The 18,914-nt window shown below is 66.9% G+C and carries 18 protein-coding genes; 7 read left to right on the top strand and 11 right to left on the bottom strand.

Going from position 1 to position 18,914, the window contains the following annotated elements; all coding sequences use genetic code 11:
- Positions 1 to 21 precede the first annotated feature (21 nt).
- Positions 22 to 1,023 carry an aldo/keto reductase gene (locus tag ACGH48_RS01160; protein WP_396289878.1) on the bottom strand — a complete coding sequence of 334 codons (1,002 nt, stop codon included), beginning with the start codon at positions 1,021 to 1,023 and terminating at the stop codon, positions 22 to 24.
- 201 nt (positions 1,024 to 1,224) lie between these two features.
- On the opposite strand from ACGH48_RS01160, the gene ppk2 reads away from it, so the two are divergent.
- The 4 genes from ppk2 (at position 1,225) to ACGH48_RS01140 (ending at position 3,767) form a co-directional block, all read left to right on the top strand.
- Complete coding sequence (ppk2, locus tag ACGH48_RS01155; RefSeq protein WP_123312180.1) at positions 1,225 to 2,133, top strand: polyphosphate kinase 2; 909 nt, start codon at positions 1,225 to 1,227, stop codon at positions 2,131 to 2,133.
- An 86-nt stretch (positions 2,134 to 2,219) separates the two neighbouring features.
- Entirely contained in the window at positions 2,220 to 2,756 is a 537-nt protein-coding gene (locus ACGH48_RS01150; protein WP_396289877.1) for a hypothetical protein, read from the top strand.
- The gene (locus ACGH48_RS01145) at positions 2,753 to 3,280 is read left to right on the top strand and encodes a DUF6611 family protein (RefSeq protein ID WP_396289875.1); all 528 of its coding nucleotides are present in this window, start codon (positions 2,753 to 2,755) and stop codon (positions 3,278 to 3,280) included. The genes ACGH48_RS01150 and ACGH48_RS01145 overlap by 4 nt, the downstream gene beginning before the upstream one ends.
- A gap of 70 nt (positions 3,281 to 3,350) precedes the next feature.
- Positions 3,351 to 3,767 carry a hypothetical protein gene (locus ACGH48_RS01140; RefSeq protein WP_396289874.1) on the top strand — a complete coding sequence of 139 codons (417 nt, stop codon included), beginning with the start codon at positions 3,351 to 3,353 and terminating at the stop codon, positions 3,765 to 3,767.
- 6 nt (positions 3,768 to 3,773) lie between these two features.
- Here ACGH48_RS01140 and ACGH48_RS01135 read toward each other — a convergent pair whose 3' ends face one another.
- From ACGH48_RS01135 to fumC, 7 genes are all read right to left on the bottom strand, one after another.
- Positions 3,774 to 4,985 carry a cupin domain-containing protein gene (locus tag ACGH48_RS01135; RefSeq protein ID WP_396289873.1) on the bottom strand — a complete coding sequence of 404 codons (1,212 nt, stop codon included), beginning with the start codon at positions 4,983 to 4,985 and terminating at the stop codon, positions 3,774 to 3,776.
- A 68-nt stretch (positions 4,986 to 5,053) separates the two neighbouring features.
- On the bottom strand, positions 5,054 to 5,299 hold the full coding sequence (locus ACGH48_RS01130) for a hypothetical protein (RefSeq protein ID WP_123310927.1): 246 nt from the start codon (positions 5,297 to 5,299) through the stop codon (positions 5,054 to 5,056).
- 61 nt (positions 5,300 to 5,360) lie between these two features.
- Positions 5,361 to 6,197 carry an alpha/beta hydrolase gene (locus tag ACGH48_RS01125; RefSeq protein ID WP_340197102.1) on the bottom strand — a complete coding sequence of 279 codons (837 nt, stop codon included), beginning with the start codon at positions 6,195 to 6,197 and terminating at the stop codon, positions 5,361 to 5,363.
- A 475-nt stretch (positions 6,198 to 6,672) separates the two neighbouring features.
- A complete protein-coding gene (locus ACGH48_RS01120) occupies positions 6,673 to 8,043 on the bottom strand; it encodes a PIN domain-containing protein (protein WP_396289872.1) in 1,371 nt (456 codons plus the stop codon).
- A 147-nt stretch (positions 8,044 to 8,190) separates the two neighbouring features.
- Positions 8,191 to 8,868, bottom strand: a complete 678-nt coding sequence (locus ACGH48_RS01115; RefSeq protein ID WP_396289871.1) for a YoaK family protein — start codon at positions 8,866 to 8,868, stop codon at positions 8,191 to 8,193.
- Complete coding sequence (locus ACGH48_RS01110; RefSeq protein WP_396289870.1) at positions 8,865 to 10,121, bottom strand: threonine/serine exporter ThrE family protein; 1,257 nt, start codon at positions 10,119 to 10,121, stop codon at positions 8,865 to 8,867. Before ACGH48_RS01110 ends, ACGH48_RS01115 begins: the two co-directional genes overlap by 4 nt.
- Before the next feature lies 1 nt (position 10,122).
- Positions 10,123 to 11,577 carry a class II fumarate hydratase gene (fumC, locus tag ACGH48_RS01105; RefSeq protein WP_396289869.1) on the bottom strand — a complete coding sequence of 485 codons (1,455 nt, stop codon included), beginning with the start codon at positions 11,575 to 11,577 and terminating at the stop codon, positions 10,123 to 10,125.
- Between the two features lie 266 nt (positions 11,578 to 11,843).
- Here fumC and ACGH48_RS01100 point away from each other — a divergent pair, with 266 nt between their 5' ends.
- From ACGH48_RS01100 to ACGH48_RS01090, 3 genes are all read left to right on the top strand, one after another.
- Positions 11,844 to 12,215, top strand: coding sequence for a UBP-type zinc finger domain-containing protein (locus tag ACGH48_RS01100; protein WP_396289868.1), 372 nt, complete (start codon positions 11,844 to 11,846; stop codon positions 12,213 to 12,215).
- Positions 12,208 to 13,461 carry an NAD(P)/FAD-dependent oxidoreductase gene (locus tag ACGH48_RS01095; protein ID WP_396289867.1) on the top strand — a complete coding sequence of 418 codons (1,254 nt, stop codon included), beginning with the start codon at positions 12,208 to 12,210 and terminating at the stop codon, positions 13,459 to 13,461. The genes ACGH48_RS01100 and ACGH48_RS01095 overlap by 8 nt, the downstream gene beginning before the upstream one ends.
- A gap of 162 nt (positions 13,462 to 13,623) precedes the next feature.
- Complete coding sequence (locus ACGH48_RS01090) at positions 13,624 to 16,695, top strand: helix-turn-helix transcriptional regulator (RefSeq protein WP_396289866.1); 3,072 nt, start codon at positions 13,624 to 13,626, stop codon at positions 16,693 to 16,695.
- 68 nt (positions 16,696 to 16,763) lie between these two features.
- Here ACGH48_RS01090 and ACGH48_RS01085 read toward each other — a convergent pair whose 3' ends face one another.
- From ACGH48_RS01085 to ACGH48_RS01075, 3 genes are all read right to left on the bottom strand, one after another.
- Positions 16,764 to 17,789, bottom strand: coding sequence for a cupin domain-containing protein (locus tag ACGH48_RS01085; protein ID WP_396289865.1), 1,026 nt, complete (start codon positions 17,787 to 17,789; stop codon positions 16,764 to 16,766).
- 102 nt (positions 17,790 to 17,891) lie between these two features.
- Complete coding sequence (locus ACGH48_RS01080; RefSeq protein ID WP_071293469.1) at positions 17,892 to 18,224, bottom strand: hypothetical protein; 333 nt, start codon at positions 18,222 to 18,224, stop codon at positions 17,892 to 17,894.
- Positions 18,221 to 18,604, bottom strand: a complete 384-nt coding sequence (locus ACGH48_RS01075; RefSeq protein WP_396289863.1) for a nuclear transport factor 2 family protein — start codon at positions 18,602 to 18,604, stop codon at positions 18,221 to 18,223. Before ACGH48_RS01075 ends, ACGH48_RS01080 begins: the two co-directional genes overlap by 4 nt.
- Between the last annotated feature and the right edge of the window lie 310 nt (positions 18,605 to 18,914).

Genomic DNA, 18,914 nt, shown 5'->3' with positions numbered 1-18,914 from the left:
GCCCACTGCATCCAGCGTGCGTCAGCCGCGCGGTACCAGTGCGTCGATCGCCGCCAGCTCCTCGTCGGTGAGCGGGGCGCCCGCGAGCGAGTCGAGCGTGCCGTCCAGCTGACGGACACTCGATGCCCCGACCAACGCCGACGTGACGGCCGGCTGCCGGAGCACCCACGTGATCGCGAGCTGGGCGAGCGTCTGCCCGCGCGCCGCCGCGATGTCGTTGAGCGCCCGCGCCGTGCTCAGGTACTCGTCGTCGATGCGGTCCGCACCGAACCAACGGCCCTCGGCGGCACGCGAACCCACCGGCACCGAACCGTCCAGGTACCGGTCCGTCAGCAGCCCACCGGCCAGCGGCGAGAACACGATCGCACCCGTCCCGAGTCGCGTGAGCTCGTCGAAGAGCCCGTCCTCGGGGACGCGGTCGAACATGTTGTAGCGCGGCTGGTGGATGAGCAGGTGCATGTTCTCGGCGGCGAGCGCCTCGGCTGCCGCGGCGGTCTGCGCCGGGTCGTAGTTCGAGATGCCGGCGTAGAGCGCCTTGCCCGAACGGACCGCGGTCACGAGGGCGCTGACCGTCTCCTCGATGGGCGTCTCGGGGTCGGGACGGTGCGAGTAGAAGACGTCGACGTAGTCGAGCCCGAGGCGCCGGAGTGACTGGTCGAGCGACGCGAGCATGTACTTGCGGGAGCCACGGTCGCCGTACGGGCCCGGCCACATGTCGTAGCCGGCCTTCGTCGACACCACGATCTCGTCGCGGTACGGGCGCAGGTCCGACTCGAGGATGCGGCCGAACTGCTCCTCGGCCGACCCGGGAGGCGGACCGTAGTTGTTCGCCAGGTCGAAGTGGGTGATCCCGCGGTCGAAGGCGTGCAGCACGATGTCGCGCTGCGTCGCGAGCGCCCGGTCGGCGCCGAAGTTGTTCCACAGGCCGAGGGAGATGCGCGGCAGCTTGAGGCCACTCCTCCCCACGCGCTGGTACGGGAGCTGCTCGTAGCGGTCGGCGGCAGGGAGGTGGACGTCAGGCATCGTTGCTCGATCCGGGGTCGGGGAATTGGCCGCTGACGACGCTAGCGGATGACGGGCGGGCGGCACGGTGCGGCGTCGGCTGAGCAGGACGACCTTCACCGGGACGACACGCGTGGTTCGGCGTCCGTGCGGCTGTGCAGGACAGGATGGGGGACGAACCGATCGACGGACCGTCGACCGGTGGGCAGTGAGGGAGACACCGTGGACACAGCGCCGTACTCGCAACCGCTCCGGGAGTACATCGAGCAGCTCCGGACCGAGGGCTACAGCGTCGCGGACGGACACACTGCCGACCCGGACCTCATCGACCCGCACGGCAACCCCGTCCTCACGTGGCGCGACGACTACCCGTACGACGAGCGTCTGCCGCGCGACGAGTACGAGTACTCGAAGTACCAGCTGCAGATCGAGCTGCTGAAGTGCCAGTACTGGCTCGAGGACACCGGGCAGAAGGTCGTCGTGCTGTTCGAGGGGCGCGACGCCGCCGGCAAGGGCGGCACCATCAAGCGGTTCACGGAACACCTGAACCCCCGGACCTCGCGCGTGGTGGCGCTCAGCAAGCCGAGCGAGCGGGAACGCGGCGAGTGGTACTTCCAGCGCTACGTGCAGCACCTGCCGTCAGCCGGCGAGATGGTGCTGTTCGACCGTTCCTGGTACAACCGCGCCGGCGTCGAACGGGTGATGGGCTTCTGCGACGACGACGAGTACGAGTCGTTCATGACCCAGGTGCCGCAGTTCGAGCGGATGCTCGTCGACTCCGGCATCCACCTGACGAAGTTCTGGTTCTCGGTCACGCGCCGCGAGCAGCGCACCCGGTTCGCGATGCGGCAGCTCGACCCGGTCCGCCGGTGGAAGCTGTCCGACATCGACCTGCTGTCGCTCGACCGCTGGGAGGACTACACCGAGGCGAAGAACGCCATGTTCACCCGCACCGACAAGCGGTACGCGCCGTGGACCATCGTGCGGTCGAACGACAAGAAGCGCGCCCGCCTGAACGCGATGCGGTACTTCCTGACGCAGTTCGACTACCCGGACAAAGCCGTCGACGTGATCGGCAAGCCGGACCCGCTCATCGTGCGGCGCGGCAAGCGGGACGTCGACATCGAGTGAGCAGGCCGTCAGGAGTGGGCACGCGGGCGTAGGGGTTCCGTCAGGGCACCTTCCCCGCTGCCCGACCACGCGGGAACGTGTCCGGTGTGACACTGACAGCGATCATGCCGACGCTCCGTGCGTCCTTGCCGGATCCGATGGACCCGGTCCTGTGGCCGGCCCACACCGTGGCGACCACCGACGACCTGGTCGTCGCCGCGATCTCGATGGTCCGGCTCGCCGACCTGACCGGCACCCCGAGCGTCCACACCGCGGAGCAGTCGCCGCCGCGCTACCGCCCCCGCGGCTGGACGCCCCGTGCCGTCAGCGTCGCAGTCGCGTCGGTCACCCGGGTCCGACGGCCGCGCACCGGGGTGGTGCTGCTGGAACTGGACGCGGTCCTGCCGACCTGCGCCGTGCTCGACCAGGTGCGCCTGATCGGACGCCGGAGCACCGCTCCCCTCGCCACGATGTACGTCGTCACCCGATGTGACGGTCAGGCCGACGGTCCGTTCCACCGCCTCCCGGCTCCGCTGCCGGCCGACGTTCGCGATGGCGACCTGGTCTGCTTCCCCTGCCTGACGACCGTCCGGCACCGGGACGTCGTCCCGGTCCGCGCCGAACTCCTGCCGGTGAGGCAGTGACCACGGCGACGTCGGTCCGCGACCGCCTGATCGAGGGGCCGCACCTGTGGGGCCGCTACACGATCCGGCCGGTGGGACGCACGATGTGGACCTCGCGGACACTCGTCGTGTTCCCGCCCGGGACGAACACGAGTGAGCGCCTGCTGCTCCGGGCGTGGCACGTGTGGCCCGCCGTCGGGGCGTTCTCCGCGCTCGTGGTCGTGGTCCTGGCGGTCTCGGTACCGGCGGCGGGCATGCCCGTCGGGCTCGCGCTGTACGCCGCGGGGTTCGTCGTCCTCGGCCGGGCCACCAGGCGGCTGCGGCCACGGGTGCGCTCGATCACCGTGACCACGTTCCTGGGCAACGGTCGGCCGGAGGTGCACGGCGACGAGCGACTCCTCGCCGGGTCGCTCGACGCGCTCTCGATCCTGGAGCGGGCGGTGCGGGCGCACCGGCTCGCGCCCGTCGACTTCGAGCTCATCTGGGCCGACGTGTGGGCTGCACTGCCGGAGCAGCCGCCACGGGCGGCAGCGACGTCGTGTTAGGTTGTGCACAATTCAACTGAACACAACCGATCACACGTGTTCGGCAATCCTCGCGAAAGGCGCCCACCCGATGACCTCCCGTCGCACTCCTCGTTCGACCAAGCCCCGGACCGTCGTCCGCATCCTGCTGGGAGCCGCCATGACCTGGGCCGGCATCAGCCACCTCACCGTCGCACGTCAGGAGTTCCGGGCCCAGGTGCCGGAGTTCGTCCCCCTGGACCCGGACGTCACGGTCCTGGCCTCGGGCATCGCGGAGATCTCCCTCGGTGCCGCACTGATGCTGCTGGTCCGCCGGCAGGCCACGGTCGGGTGGGTCGCAGCGGTGTTCTTCACCGCGATCTTCCCGGGCAACATCGCCCAGTGGATGCACCACCGTGACGGCTTTGGCCTGGACACGGACACCAAGCGGTTCGTCCGGCTCCTGTTCCAGCCCGTGTTGATCGCCGTCGCGCTCTGGGCGACGAACGCCCTCCGCAAGCGCCGCTGAGCCGGACTACCGCAGCGGTACGATCCCCTGGGACCCGCGCGGGAACGTGGCGAGGACCTCCTCGGGGATGTTCAGGTGCTGCGACACCAGCGACGGCGGCAGGTGTGCGAGCCAGTTCGCCAGCGAGACCTCCTCGTAGTGGTCGCTGCGGAACGTCTCCACGTAGACGAGCGGCTCGTCACCGGTGTTCTCGACGTAGTGCCCGAGGTTCCGCTTCACGACACCGACGTCACCGGCCCTGAAGTCCATGGTGTTGGCGTGGGGGCCGGTGTTGAAGACCGTCATGCGGCCCTGGCCCTTCAGGTAGTACTGCCACTCGTCGGCGTTCGGGTGCCAGTGCAGCTCCCGCATCGAACCGGGCTCCACGACCGTCAGCGCCGCGGCGACCGTCTTCGCGCCCGGGAAGTTCGTGCTGTCCGCGATCCGGATGCTGCCGCCGCTGTTCTCGAACCGCGGGGCCGTCTTGCCCATCCGGAAGATCACGGGCTCGGTCCCGCCCCACTCGACACCGGCCGCCAGCTGGTCCCGTTCGAGCTCACCGGGGACCTCGCCGGGGAAGATCCAGAGGTCGTGGAGCGGGAGGTCCGTGAACGCCTCCTGCGCGACGCCGAAGTTCTTCGCCAGCACGTCCGGCGGCGTGTGCGCGAACCAGTCAGTGAGCAGGAGCGTGTTGCTCTCGGACTGCTCACCGCTGTCGAACGCCAGGACGAACTCGGCCCCGTCCGGCCCGAGGCCCTGCAGGGAGTGCGGGAGGCCCGCGGGGAAGAACCAGAGGTCGCCCTCGAAGACGTCCTCGACGCTCGGCAGGCCCTCGCGGCTCAGGGTCGTGACGCGGCACCCGCCGCGGGTCGTCAGTGCCCACTCGGCGGTCTGGTGCCAGTGCAGCTCCCGGATGCCCCCGGGCTCCAGGTACATGTTCACGCCCGCGATCTCGTCGGAGATCGCGAAGTCGGACTGGGTCAGTTCACGAGCCCAACCGCCGCGCTGGACTCGTCGGGGCGAGATGTTGAACGAGGACCAGAAGAAGGCCTGTGTGCTGATGTCGGTCGCCGGCGCGTTCAGCTGGCTCGGGAACTGCGCCGCGAGCGCCGGGTTCTGCGGACCCGTCATCGTGTTCGCAGTGGGGTCGTCCGCGATGTTCACGAGCCCTTCCTGCGGGAGGTCTGGATCGCCGACGGACGGTGTCTCGTGGTGGGGCGGAGTGGGCTGGTCGGTCATCGTCTGCTCCTTCGCTCTCGGATGAGCGTCGAGACCATCGGACCAGGAGCCGTCGGCGGCCCCTAGCGTCATTCGACGCGATCGTGCTCCAGCGCTCGTCGCTGCTCCAGCGCTCGTCGCTGCTCGGTGAGCGCGTCGCTCAGCACGTCCGCCAGGAACGTCGAGCCGGACACGCGCGCGATGAACGCCCGCCCCGTCACCGTCAGCTCGCCCCGGTGCACGGCGTCGACGACGATCTCGCGCACGGCCTCGCGGCGACCCGCGGGGAGCGCGGCGAGCACGCGGTCGGCCTGTTGCAACAGTTCGGTCTGCATGTCACTCCTCGGCACGAGGGGCGCGCCCACCACGGCACGCGCCCCTCGGGTCCGTGAACGCCTACTGCTTCAGGAAGGCGAGGATGTCGGGGTTGATAACGTCCGCGTGGGTCGTCAGCATCCCGTGCGGGTACCCCTCGTAGATCTTGAGGGTGGCGTTCTGCAGGAGCTCGGCCTGCTTGATCGAGGCGGCCTTGTACGGCACCACCTGGTCGTCGTCGCCCTGCGTGACGAGCACCGGGACCGAGATGGCCTTGAGATCCTCGGTCTGGTCGGTCTCGGAGAACGCCTTGATCCCCTCGTAGTGGGCCTGCGCGCTTCCCGTCATCCCCTGGCGCCACCAGTTCGCGATGACCGGAGCGGACACCTCGGCGCCCTCGCGGTTGAACCCGTAGAAGGGCCCCTCGGCGACGGCCTGGTAGAACTCGGCGCGGTTCGCGGCGAGCGCACTCCGGAAACCGTCGAGCACCGCGATGGGCGTGCCCTCCGGGTTGTCGTCGCTCTGCAGCATGATCGGGGGCACGGAGGACACCAGGACCGCCTTCGCGACCCGGCCCTGCGGCTCGCCGTACTTCGCGACGTACCGGGCGACCTGGCCGCCACCGGTGGAGTGCCCGATGTGGATCGCGTTCTGCAGGTCGAGGTGCTGCACCAGCGCGTCCGTGTCGCTGGCGTAGTGGTCCATGTCGTGACCGGTCCCGATCTGCGACGACCGGCCGTGACCGCGACGGTCGTGGGCGATCACCCGGTAGCCGTTCGCCAGGAAGAACAGCATCTGCGCGTCCCAGTCGTCGGAGGACAGCGGCCATCCGTGGTGGAACACGATCGGCTGGGCGTCCTGGGGCCCCCAGTCCTTGTAGTAGATCTCTGCACCGTCGCTCGTGGTGACGAACGCCATCTTGCACCTCCGTGAGTCGTTGCTCCACCTGGTTCGCGGGCTGGCCGCTGCCTTCCGTCCGGCGGAAGGTCGAAGCAGGCTCACGGTACGGTCGCAGCCCGGTCGGGCGCTTGGGTCATTCATCTCGATCGGCGTCGAGTGTGGTCCGCAACGTGCTCCGGAAATGCAGAAAACCCCCGCGCGAACGGGGGTTTTCCGAGAAGTGGCGGGTCGTTTGCAAGTCTCGCTCGCCCGCGCGGTGATGCGGATCCGCGACTTCGGTGGCGACCCTCGCACCTGGGTTTCCCCTGAGGCCCCTTTGATTTTCCCCCTTTTGCAGAAAACCCAGATGAGCAGGGGTGTCCGCCAGGCGCAAGCGTCCCGGAGTCTTCTAGTTCGGTTCACCGCAAGCTGCCCGCCATCCGCCGGACACGCCGCGCTTGCGACGGATCCAAGAGACGGCCGCTACGTGAGAACCTCGCCGCCAACCTGACCACTAGTCGCGTGGCTCCTTCGCTTCGGGGCTGCCGTGGTCCGGCGCTTCCGTAACTGCTTCTTTGGAAGCCTCCTCTGGACTGCGGTCTTCTCTGCGCGCAAGACGCCCCGCCGCTATGGCGGCAGCGCCTTGCGCGCCAAAACCTCGGGCAGCCTGCTCAGCCGCAGCGGCAACAGCGCTCTGCGCACCAAAACCACGAGCAGCCTGCTCAGCCGCAGCGGCAACAGCGCTCTGCGCACCAAAACCACGGGCGGTTTGGTGGGCGGCGTCTGCAAGGTGGGACGTTCGCATGAGGTCGGCCATCCACTCGTTAGGGAGCCTGCTCACTGCGACCTCGGCGATCGGCAGGTGCCCGATATTCCGCAGAAGGTCGGCGACACGGTCCCTCGCGAGCGAACTGGTGTCGATGTCGCTCACGCGAGTGCCTTTAAGGACCTCCCAGACAGCACTGCCCGGGTAGCTGCCCCGGCCAGATGCGCTTCGGTGAGATGGTTCGAGCGGAGCGCGTTGCACCTCTGCGCGCTTCAGCTCCAGTCCGTCTGCGTCCCGGGTGTACCAGGCAGTAATGTCGAAATCTCCACGCAGGCTGTCGTCCGCGGGGTCATCGATCCAATCAACCCAGTCGAGCGTGATGTGTGCGTTCAGCCGGATCCGTACCTGGCAGGCGGTGCCCCCGGTCGTGAGCTCGCGGGCACGCGCGAAGATGACAGTAGGACGCTCCGGGTCCGTGATCTCTACTCCGTCGGGCTGGTCGGGGTCAAGATCGGGAGCACGCAATGCGCCGCTGGCGAAGAGTCCCGCGACGATCTCGTCGCGTTCCTCGTCGGTGAGCGTTACCGACTCCTCGGCCTTCGCATACTTACTTGGAACCGAGATGTCGGCGAGACCCTCCACGAGCGTGAAGGTAGCTCCTTGGACGAGCAGTGGTTCGTGTTCGGCCAGGAGGTGCGGGTGTAAGCTTCCGCGCTCCCAGTAGGCCTTCCTGTCCTTGGAGAGCAGCACGACGTGCTCCCCCGGGTTCTCCCGCAACAGCTCGAGCACTGTGTACCAGTGCAGCGTGTCGCGGTATCCATTGCCGTTGTCGTCGAATGGGCGTTGGCGGTTGGCCGCTCGCCAGGCAAGTTCTTCGTGAGCCACCACAGGTGCAGGCCGAATAGTGAAGCCGGCGTCCGTGAGGACGCGATGGGCATCGTACGACGCTGCCCATCGATCGATCTGCTCATTGGCTGCTACGTACGCGGCATCGACTGCGTCGCTGATGCCTGCCGGCATCCGGTGGTAGCCCTGCCGCTTCGGGCGGATAGGTTTCGTCTCGGCGCGTTTTGCACGTACACGTGCGGTGAGCTCATCGGCGACGACGTGCGGAATCACGACGGTAAGCGGGAGTTTCGGAGTTGACGTCGTAGCCGGAACCACATCGCACTCGCCCTGGCACGGTTGGGCACGCTAGGAGACGGCGCTCATGTCGTTGCTGCAGGTCCCGCGAGTACAAGCACTCCGCAGGCGCCGTGAGTCGTCTTACCGCGTGGTCAAGGTCTTGGACTTTCGCGCCAGCAAGATCACCCCGGCAGATGCGAGCAGCGGCAGGCTCCAGGCCCAGGCCGCCAGCACGGTGGCGGCGAGTGCTCCGACGATGCAGCCGATGATGAAGCCGGCGAGAAGCGGCCACGCTCGTTGCACGGCGGCTCGTCCGGAGGGGGCTCCGGTGAGGACGTCAGCGACAGCCATCGCGAAGGAGGTGAGGTTTCCGGTCATCACCGCGGTGGATGGGGATGGGTGCCGGACAGTGTGGAGGTACACGTTCTGCACGGCCATAGCCGCGGTCGCGGTCAGGGCGACTGCGATCGCGACTGGTCCGTCTTGCCCGCCTTGTGTACCGCCGATGATCGAGATGAGCGTGGTTGCCGCGAGAAGTAACGCCTGTCCGCTGAGCAGCGTCGGGGCACCGCGCGGCACTCCGCGTTTTTGTACCCAGACGTGGGCGAGCAACGCGATGAGGAAGAACGTTGGCACGGCGAGGAGCGCTGCTGGCCGGACGGGGACGGGTGCGACGGAGTGCGCGGCGATGACGACGATGTTCCCGGTGACGTGCGCGGTGAAGATGCCGTGGAGCAGGAGCCAGCCGGTGACGTCGACCATGCCGGCGACGAACGCGAGTCCGAGGACGGTCCAGTCGAAACTCGTTCCGTTCTTCATGCGTTGACGACGGCTCGACGTCGAGCGAGCTCGAGGATGCGCATGGGGACAAGGAGTCCGACCATCATGCCGACGATGATCGCGCTGGCGGTCGTGGCATCGCTGGCGACTCCGAGGAGATGTGTGGTGTCAGCAGTCGCTGGTTCCTGCAGCAGCGTGAACAAGCCGTTGATGGTGCGGAAGATGTACACCCCGGGGACGAGGGCGACGACGCTGGCGAATCCGACTGCGGCGAACGGCAAGCCTCGTCGTCGGCTGATTGGTACGAGGATGATGCTGACGAGGATGCAGGCGACGAGCGCTCCGACGGCGATGCTCTGATGTCCCGGCCCCATGACTAGCCATCGGGCTGCGTGGGCGAGCATCCCGACGACGACTGGCCAGAGGAACAGTCGTGCCGGTGCGGAGAAGTACACGCAGAAGGATGCTGCTGCGATGCCGGCTGCGGGCACGTCAGCCCAGACGGGGACGGCGACGCTTGCTGGTTCGAGCGGCAAGGTGACACCGCAGAGCGCAAGTCCGACGCTGACGCCCACACCAATGCAGCCGAGTGTCGCGGCTGCGAAGACGAGTCGGGCGGTGCCGAGCGGGACGCGGAGGCGAGCGATGTCGATGAGGCCGTTGAGGATATGTGGCCCGGGGACGAGGATCATCGCGGGGCACACGGCGACGAGTCGGAGCGGGGTGCTGAGGTCGAGTTGCACGGCGATCCCGCCGACGAGCCCCGCGACGAGGGCAGCGACGAACGCTTGTGCAAGCGGGCCGACGTTGATGCGGCCGAGAAGCCGGCGGACGAGCCCGCCGAGTGCGCAGCTGACGGCAATGACGATGAGCCCTGGCAGCGTCTGAGCGCCGAAGATCACCGCAAGCGATGTGCCGCCGGTGATGCAGGCGACGATGAACAGCCACAGCGGCGCCGGCGGCAGGGCGGGTGCTTTGCTGAGGTGCTGGTTGAGGTTACTGACGCTGTGGCCGTCGCGGCGGTACGCGTTGACCGCGAGCAGCACCGCTTCGACGCGGCGCATGTTGATGGCAGCAGGAACCGCTGGGAGGAAGTGTTTCTGGCTTTTGGCGCGGACGGTGACCCCCGCCCAGGAGAGGTCGACCGTCGCCGCCGGGTCGGTCGGACGCAGCAACGACGTAGCGGTCTCGACGGTGTCCGCCGATTCCTGACCGTTGCTGTGCAGGATCGCTGCGGCCCGTGTCGCCGTCTCGGCGACGTCCACCGGGGCGGCGACGGTCGAACGCTTCATCTCACGCGCCTCCGATGCCGCTGCCGACCATGTCGAGGGGTCGGACGATCTTGTCGAACTGCTCCGCGGTGACCTTCCCCGACTTCAGTGCGGCGTCGCGGAGCGACGTGCCGTCAGCGATTGCGGCTTCGGCGATGTGGGCGGCGTTCTGGTAACCGATGACGGGGCTGAGCGCGGTGACGAGCATCACGCTGTCACCGACGTACTGCTCGATCTTCTTCCGGTTCAGGTCGGTCCCGTCGACGGAGAAGGTGCGGAACTTGTCGCAGCCGTCGGCGAGGATCCGGGCGGAGTGGAGGAAGTTGTTGATGATGACGGGACGCATCGCGTTCAGTTCGAAGTTGCCCTGTGAACCGGCGAATGCGACGGCGGTGTCATCACCGATGACCTGGATGGCGATCATCACCATCGCTTCGCACTGGGTGGGGTTCACCTTCCCCGGCATGATCGACGAGCCCGGTTCGTTTGCGGGGAGGATGAGCTCTGCGAACCCGGTGCGGGGGCCGGATGCGAGCCAGCGCATGTCGTTCGCGATCTTCATCAGCGCGACGGCGACACCGCGAAGGGCGGCGTGGGCCTGCACCATCGCGTCGAGGGAGCCCTGCGCGGTGAACTTGTTCGGCGCGGTGACGAACGGCTTCCCGGTGAGCTTCTGGATCTCGGCGGCGACGTCCTTTCCGAAGTTCGGCGGTGCGTTCAGCCCGGTTCCGACGGCGGTTCCGCCGACCGCGAGTTCGAGGAGCCCCTCACGGCTGAACTCAACAGCCTTCAACGCGTTGCGGAGCTGACCGGCCCAGCCGGACCATTCCTGCCCGACAGTCAGCGGGACGGCGTCCTCGAGGTGAGTGCGCCCAATCTTGACGACGTCCATCCACTCGGCAGCTTTGTGTTCGATGGAGTCGGCGACGGCGGTGACGGCCGGGATGAGGTGGTTATCGAGCTCGAGCAGCGCGGCGATGTGCATCGCGGTCGGGAACGTGTCGTTGCTCGACTGCCCCATGTTCACGTCGTCGTTCGGCCCGACGGGCTGCTGGGAGCCGAGCCCCCCGCCGAGCAGCTGGATGCTGCGGTTGGAGAGCACCTCGTTGATGTTCATGTTGCTCTGCGTCCCGGAGCCGGTCTGCCACACGAACAGCGGGAACTCGGCGTCGAGGTTGCCGGCGATCGTCTCGTCCGCGGCCTGCGTGATCGCCGCGGCCTTCCAGTCCGGCAGTCGGCCTGCGGACTGGTTGACCAGTGCGCAGGCCTTCTTCACGTACCCGTACGCCCGGTACACCTCGATGGGCATGTGGTCGTTGCCGATGGAGAAGTGCTGCAGTGAACGCTGCGTCTGCGCGCCCCAGTAGTGCTCCGCAGGCACGTCGACGTTGCCCATGCTGTCGAACTCGGTTCGACTCCCGGTGGCGTCGATTCCGATGGGAACTTGGGTGAGGGTGTGCGTGCTGTCCGTGGTCATCGTGTGTCCTCTTCTGCTCGACGGAAACTGCGGTCGGGGACCATCTCAACGACCGCCCCTTCAGGGGTCATAGCGTCGAATTACTTGGTCCAGCCCAACGCCGCGAGCCGCAGGATTCAGCGGCGAAGGCTCCGACGGTTCCCCCAAACAGTCGGAGCCTTCGCCCATCCCCACCCGAGTCAGTTGACGCAGGCGAGCGCGCCAGCCCACCGCGATCATCAAGTTGCTGTTGCAGCAACAGTGATCGTTCGAGGAAGGACCCCGGGATGCCCGAAGGAATCGACGAGCCAGGGACCATCAATCCCGACGTCCCGCCGTCCGGCAAGGGATGCGTGGAGTGCGACGAGTCAGATTCGTGGTGGCTGCATCTGCGCCGCTGTGCCTCGTGCGGGCATGTCGGATGCTGCGACGACTCCTTGAACAAGCACGCCACGAAGCATGCCGCGACGACCGGCCATCCGATCATTCAGACTTTCGAGCCCGGCGAGGACTGGGCATGGGACTACCGCACGAACACCTTCGTCGACATCCCTCCGCTCGCCGCTCCGACCAGCCATCCGTCACATCAATCGGTTCCCGGTCCAAGGTCGCGGGTGCCGTGGAACTGGCAGGAGCAGCTGGCGGCCACCGATGGCTGATCAGGTCGCCCTCGTCCAGGTGTACGGATCCTACGGATCCCGTGAGGCGTGGGAAGTCCGTGACTTCCTCAGCCGCAGTGTCGTCCACTTCGACTGGCATGAGCTCCGGTCGGACATGGATGCCCTACGTGCCACCGGCGAGCTGCTCTCCTCACCACGGCTCCCGGTGGTTGTGCTCCCGGACCACACGCGCCTCTACGCGCCGTCGTTGCAGCAGATCGCTGACCATCTCGGCTGGGTGAACGCACCCCGACTGCAACGGTATGACCTGTCGATCTTCGGCGCCGGACCCGCCGGGCTATCCGCCGCCGTCTACGCCGCGTCGGAGGGGCTCAGCGTGGTTCTCGTGGAACGGGAAGCCGTCGGCGGGCAAGCCGGCTCCAGCAGCCTCATCGAGAACTACCTCGGGTTCCCGGACGGCCTGCCCGGCGCGATGCTCGCGGAACGCGCCCGGCAGCAGGCAGCGAAGTTCGGTGCGGAGCTCCTCCTCATGCGCCGCGGCGTCCTCGGGGTGTTCACCGACGATGGCATCACCGCAACGCTCGAGGACGGCACCCGGATCAACGCGCACACGAACATCTGCGCCACCGGGATCGGCTGGCGACGGCTCAACGTTCCAGGCGAGGACGCGCTCCTCGGCTGCGGCGTTTACTACGGTGCTGGCACCAGTGAAGCCCCGAACTGTTTCGGTGAACGTGTCGTCATCATCGGCGGCGGCAACTCCGCCGGCCAAGCCGTCATAAACCTCGCCGGGTACGCATCGAACGTCACGATGCTGGTCCGCGGCCCGTCCCTCCCCGCAACGCTGTCCACCTACCTTGCCGACCGAGTACAAGCGCAACCGAACGTCACCATCCGCTACAACACGACCGTCACCGAGTTCCACGGTGACGACATCCTCGACGCCGTCACCGTAAACGACGGCGCCACGGAAACCACGCTGCCGGCGCAGCGGGCGTTCGTCTGCATCGGAGGGGAACCGGACACCGACTGGGCTGCGGACACCGTCCTGCAACGCGATGACGTCGGCTACCTCCGAACAGGACCCGACCTCATCGCCGAGCAGCTCCGTACGGTGTGGCCGTTAGACCGTGCTCCGTACCACTTGGAGACCAGCATCCCTGGCTCGTTCGCCGCGGGCGATGTCCGCCACCGGTCCGTGAAACGCGTCGCCACCGCGGTCGGTGAGGGTGCGATGGCGGTCACGTTCGCGCACCGGTTCCTGCAGGAGAAGTACGGCGCTTGAGCGCCGCAACGAACTTCGGACGACCGGAACCGAAAACGGTGCAGCGGCGAACCCGAAGAGAAGGAGAGACGCTCTTCCGGCATTCATCACGCACGTGATCTCGCTACAGCACCTTCGCGGACCACGCTTCCTCGCGGATAGTCGTCGCAGCTGACGACCGCCATGCAGCGAGGGGGACCCTCACTGGGTCCCCTCCAGGCCGGCCAAGCGTTGCGTTTCCCGGCCCGCTGGGCCTTACTATCCAATCCTGATGAGGAGACTGCGAGATCGAACCCGACCGATGTCGCCTTCGATGATCTGGAGGCGGCGCCCCGCGCCGCCCACTTCGCAGATTGCCTCCGTAGGTGCGGGACGGCGCTGACTATGTCGGGAACACAGCCGCTCTACACCCGAGCCGACTGGGCACCGCAGGAGCATAACGACCGTGCTCGCCTTGCTGGCGCTGGTGCGAAAGCGGCCTTCACCCCACTTCGTGGCCGTGAGGAAACCATGGCCGTTCTCACCGATGCATTTGAGGGGGCGTCGGTGTCGGGAACTCCTCGAATGGTGATCGTTCGAGCCTCGCCCGGGATGGGGAAGACACGGCTGCTCCGCGAGACCCTTTCCCACGCGGACCGCCTCGGCTGGCGGACCCTTACTGTCACCCCGGATGTCGACTCCGAACACTTGCCATTGGGCGCGCTCACTGACGCCGCGCTCACCGCACAGCCGCCGATGCTGAGACTGTCGGACCTCGCTCCCATCCTGAGCGGACGAGACCCGCAGTACTGGGTGACGCGGATGCTCGTCGACGCGTTGGACACCGCGGCTGCGGAACGGGGAGTCCTCGTCGCCGTCGACGATCTGCAATGGCTCGACGCGGGATCTTTGAGCGCGTTGGCTGCGTTGGTTCGCGGACTGACGGACCTACCGATCCTCTGGCTTCTCGCGTCACGTCCCGGTCTGACCCGACCGGAGCAGCGTCGGCTGGTCGATCTCGACGAGGTGGAGCAAGTTGTCGTCGATCTGGCGCCGCTATCCGACGATGCAGTGCAGCAGATCACGATGGATGTCGTCGGCCGTGCCGCCGGCCCGCAGCTTGAAGTTGCGTTGCAACGAACGGAACGCATCCCGCTGCTCATTGTCGAACTGCTCCGAGGACTCCGCGACGAGCAGATGTTGACCCGCCGGGGTCAGTACCTCGACCTTGCTGCCGACGTGGTTCCCGACCGGTACGGCAACAGTGCCCGAAGCCGTATCGGACGTCTGAACCCGACTGCGAAACGCGTCGCGCAAGCCGGCAGCTTGTTCGGTAGGCGGTTCGCTCTTCGGGCCGCGCTCGAAGTGCACCCGGTCCCTGCGGAGGAACTCGGCCCGGCAGTCGAGGAACTCATCCGCGACGAGATCGTCTCCGATGACGGAACGTACCTGTCGTTCACCCATGACACGCTTCGGGAGGCTGCGGAAGCGTCGTTCCCTGCATCTGTACTGAAACGGTCACTGCACGCCGCGGTACGTATCCGCCTGCAGGCGGGTGAACCGGTCTCGGCGGTTGCCTCTTCCGTCATCGAAGCCGCATCTCCCGGTGACCGCGACGCGATCGTCATGCTCCGAGAAGCCGCCGAGGAGCTCGCTCCGACCGACGCCTCCGGCGCTGCGACACTCGCCGCCCACGCGGTCGACCTGGCCGTCGAACCGTCACGATTCAAGGACGTCCTGCCGGCCCTCATCCCAATACTGTGGATGGGCGGCCACGGGAACCAGGCTCGAGGACTTGTCGAAGCGTTGGCGCCGACACTTCCGGTCGAGGAACGGGCGACGACCCTTCTCACGCTCGCCCGTCTCATGACCGAATCGTCATTCAGCGACGCGTTGACCGTTTGTGATCAAGCGCTTGCCCTTCCGGGGGTCAGTGACGGCGTCCGCGTGCAGCTGTACGCGCTACGAGCACTCAACAGCGCCAATGTCGGCGACTCCGAGCGCCTGCAGGACAGCATTGAGCAAGCGCGCGGCGTCGGCGATCCGGCCCGCGATTGGGCAGCGCTTGCCACGATCGACGCGTGTCAGTCGGTGGAGTTGGTCCACCGGATGCAGTTCGACGAAGCTGAACACCTCATCCGGACAGCGTTGACCGCAATTCGGCGTGGCGGTGAGGACACGAACCAGTGGCTCCCTGAGGGGCTGTGGTATTCGTTCGTCCTCGGCACTCGGGGGCGACCGGACCAGGCCCTGACGCTTGCTGATGAAGGGCTCGCTGACGCGCAACGAGCGCGGAACGCTCCGGCGATTGCCTACTGGATGATGGCTCGATCTCGGTTCCTGTTCGACCTCGGACGGTTGGAAGACGCGCGAGAACAAGCGGAAACGGTGCTGCGTCTGGCGGCGGAGCTCGGTCTTGGCGACTTCGCGAACGCCACCGCAGGGATAGTAGTGTTCCGCGCCGCCTTGCAGACAGGCGACAACGCATCGTTGAACGCGGTCCGTCCGGCGATGCAGCAAATGGCGGACAGCGCCGCATTGACCCGAGCCGGCCACTGGGCGCTGGCGATTAGCGCTATCGATGTCGATGAAGCGCAGCAAGCATTCGCTCTGTGCGGACCCGCCCTTGCGAGCCTGGACCTGCCGCTGGCGTCAATGAACACGCCGCCTGACTTCAATGACGACATCACCCTTGCAACGATCTGTGTGCTTTCTGGTCACCTCGCGGAAGCCCGGAAGGTTCTCCATGTGGCGTCCGAGCGGGCGCGGTTGAACCCGGATGATTTGTTCACAGCAGCGATCCGGGATGCTGTGGCCGGGATTGCTTTGCGCGACCCGGAGCCGTTGCGGAAGGCGGTGGAGCAACTGCGCTCCGTTCCCCGTCCGCTCGTGCTCGCGCGTGCGCTTGAGGTTCTTGAACGGGTCAGCCCATCGAGGGAGGAACGTGTCGCCGTCCTTGAGGAGGCGCTGCAGCTCCACGAGTCAGCCGGGGGTTTCCGAAGCGCGAACCGGATCCTGCTCCGACTCCGGGTGCTCGGTGTTCGACGCCGGCCACGGAACGAGTACGACAACAGCGGGCTCTCGTCACGGGAACGCCTCGTCGTCCAGCAGCTGACAAGCGGCGCGACGACAAAGCAGATCGCAGATGCGTTGCTGCTCTCCCCGCACACGGTGATCACCCACGTCCGGCATGCGTCTGCGAAGTACGGAGTTTCGTCGCGGAAGGGACTCGTCGCGGAGTTCCTTCGACGCACCAACGGGGAAGACGCCGGATAGGGGTTGGCATCTTCCCCGCTGGGGGTTCTCATCGCGCGGAGCGTGGCAACTGCCCCGCACGACGAGAGTCAGCTGGCCGGGTCGACCGGGTTCACTCGAGGGACGATGAGGGGGTCCTGCGCGGTGAACGGCAGGGAGGCGAACACGTCCGTGTCAAGCCCGAACGCTGCCTGCAGGACCTCCGGCGCCCAACCGCCGATTGCCGCGCGGTAGCCAATGTCCTGCGGCATGACGTTGTCGAAGAAGATGCAGAAGTGGATGTCGTCGTCGCCGATATCCTCGATGTGGTGCGGGTACGCCGATGGAACGATGTAGACGTCACCGGCTTCAAGTTCGTACGTGTCGACCGCACCACCGGGGTTCAAGATCGTCATCCGAGCCCGGCCCTTGTGCACGTAGCCCATCTCCGTGGTGACGGGGTGCCAGTGCGGCTCACGCATCCCATCGTCGGTGACGTCGAGGGAGTACATGCTGATGCCTTCGAGGATCGGCCAGAACTGCTTCCGTGCGGTTCGGGCACTGCCCGACGGGGAGTTCACCGGCGGCGTCATCGCGTCGACGTCGAACCGGTACTGGCTGGTCCGCAGGGCAGAGTGGGGAACCTCGGTCGGCTGCGTGCGGACGCTGATCTTCCCGGGGCGTGTCGCCGTGCGCAGCGGCGTGAACGTGTCCGCCGGCACGCTGTACGTGTTGCCGAGGACCGCGTCGCTGAAGGCGGTGAAGGAGTCGGCGATGCCGAACTCTTGCGGGTTCGCGTCGGTGAAACCGACGATGAATTCCGCGACAGTGGAACCGACGTTGTCGATGGAGTGCAGTGCCCCGCCGGGGACGAAGTACATCTGCCCGGCAGTGACGGTGAACGAATCGGTCTTGCTGCCGTTGACGAACAAGGTGACCAGGGCTTCGCCGGAGACGCAGTACGCGAGTTCGTTCGCGTCGACGTGCCAGTGCGGTTCCCGGACCGCCGAGGGGTTCAGCAGCAGCCGACGCAGGGACAGTTTCTGCCCGTTCAGCAGCGGCCAGTTCGTCGAGTCGAGGGACTGAATCGTCCCGCCTTCGTTTTCGAACTCTGGCTGCTGGTTCGTCAGCGACATGACGTGAACGGATGACACTGTGGCCCCTTTCTGGTGCGCCGTCGGCGCCGGTGTGGATTCGTTGCCGCCCACGATTCCGGGACCTGGCGCAGCTCACACGGGTCAGATGACTCGACTGCTTCGCGCCGGGGCGTTCCATTTGCGGAGGCCCCCGCTGAGGGCGTTCACCTGTGCGGCGTTCCCCCAGGGGTCGACGAGCACCGCGTCACCAGAGTCGTTGACGCTCTGGCACGTTTCCAACGCACCGGGGCCAGCAATGAGGACCACCCGCGGCCGGAGGTAGCGTCTGCACCGCAGGGTCACGATGATGAGTGGTCCGTCCACGTCGACACGGGCGACCTTCGCGGACAGCACCGAGCACCACCAAGCAAGCGCGCGGTGCAGATCAGCCACGCGGATTTCAGCGGCGGTGCGGGCGCGCGTTCGCGAGGTCATCCGTGGACCTGCTGCCAGTGGATGATGCGGTACCCATCGAGTTCGAACTTCGCGAACGAGTCAAGGCGGTTCACGTCCTCACCGGGCAGCTGCACGTGCAGGTGGTGTTGCACCAGGACGATCCGTTCGGCGAGGCCGACGGACTGAACGCGGAAGTGGACATGTTCGAACGCGTCGAGGAATTGCCGGACAATCGCGAGGACCGCGTCACAGCCGACGACGATGTCTGCGGATGCTGCCCGGTAGGTGACGTCGGGATGCAGGAAGTCCCGCATCTCTGCGATGGCCCCGTCGTTGAGCAGGTCAATGAAGTCGCGGACAAGGAGTTCGTTTTCGAGCGCGACGATGCCACTGCGGCTGGGGTGTGAATCGTCGAGCATGCTGACCTCCGGGTTGCTGGTGCTGCTTCACCTTCCGTCAGCGGCGTGCAGAGTCACACCAGTCGAATGACCCGGATCGGTTCCCCACCGAATTCGGGTCACCCGCGCCCTTCGGTTGACGGAAGTCTTCTCCGACGGGACGAGCTGGTCGTACGCATCCGACCACGCCCACCGCTTCCTACCGCCGGTGATGCGTAAATTCGCTGCGACTATGGCCATGCGCCACCGCATCTCCAGCAGCGGACGTGCAGACGCCGGGTGCGAAGCCAGTGTTGGCATGCCGACCGTCGCCGCTGTGAACAGGAGGTCC

Source organism: Curtobacterium pomorum (assembly GCF_044497295.1).
Lineage (GTDB): Bacteria > Actinomycetota > Actinomycetes > Actinomycetales > Microbacteriaceae > Curtobacterium.
The sequence above is the reverse complement of the archived record's forward strand: the minus strand, read 5'-3'. Positions and strand labels throughout refer to the sequence as shown.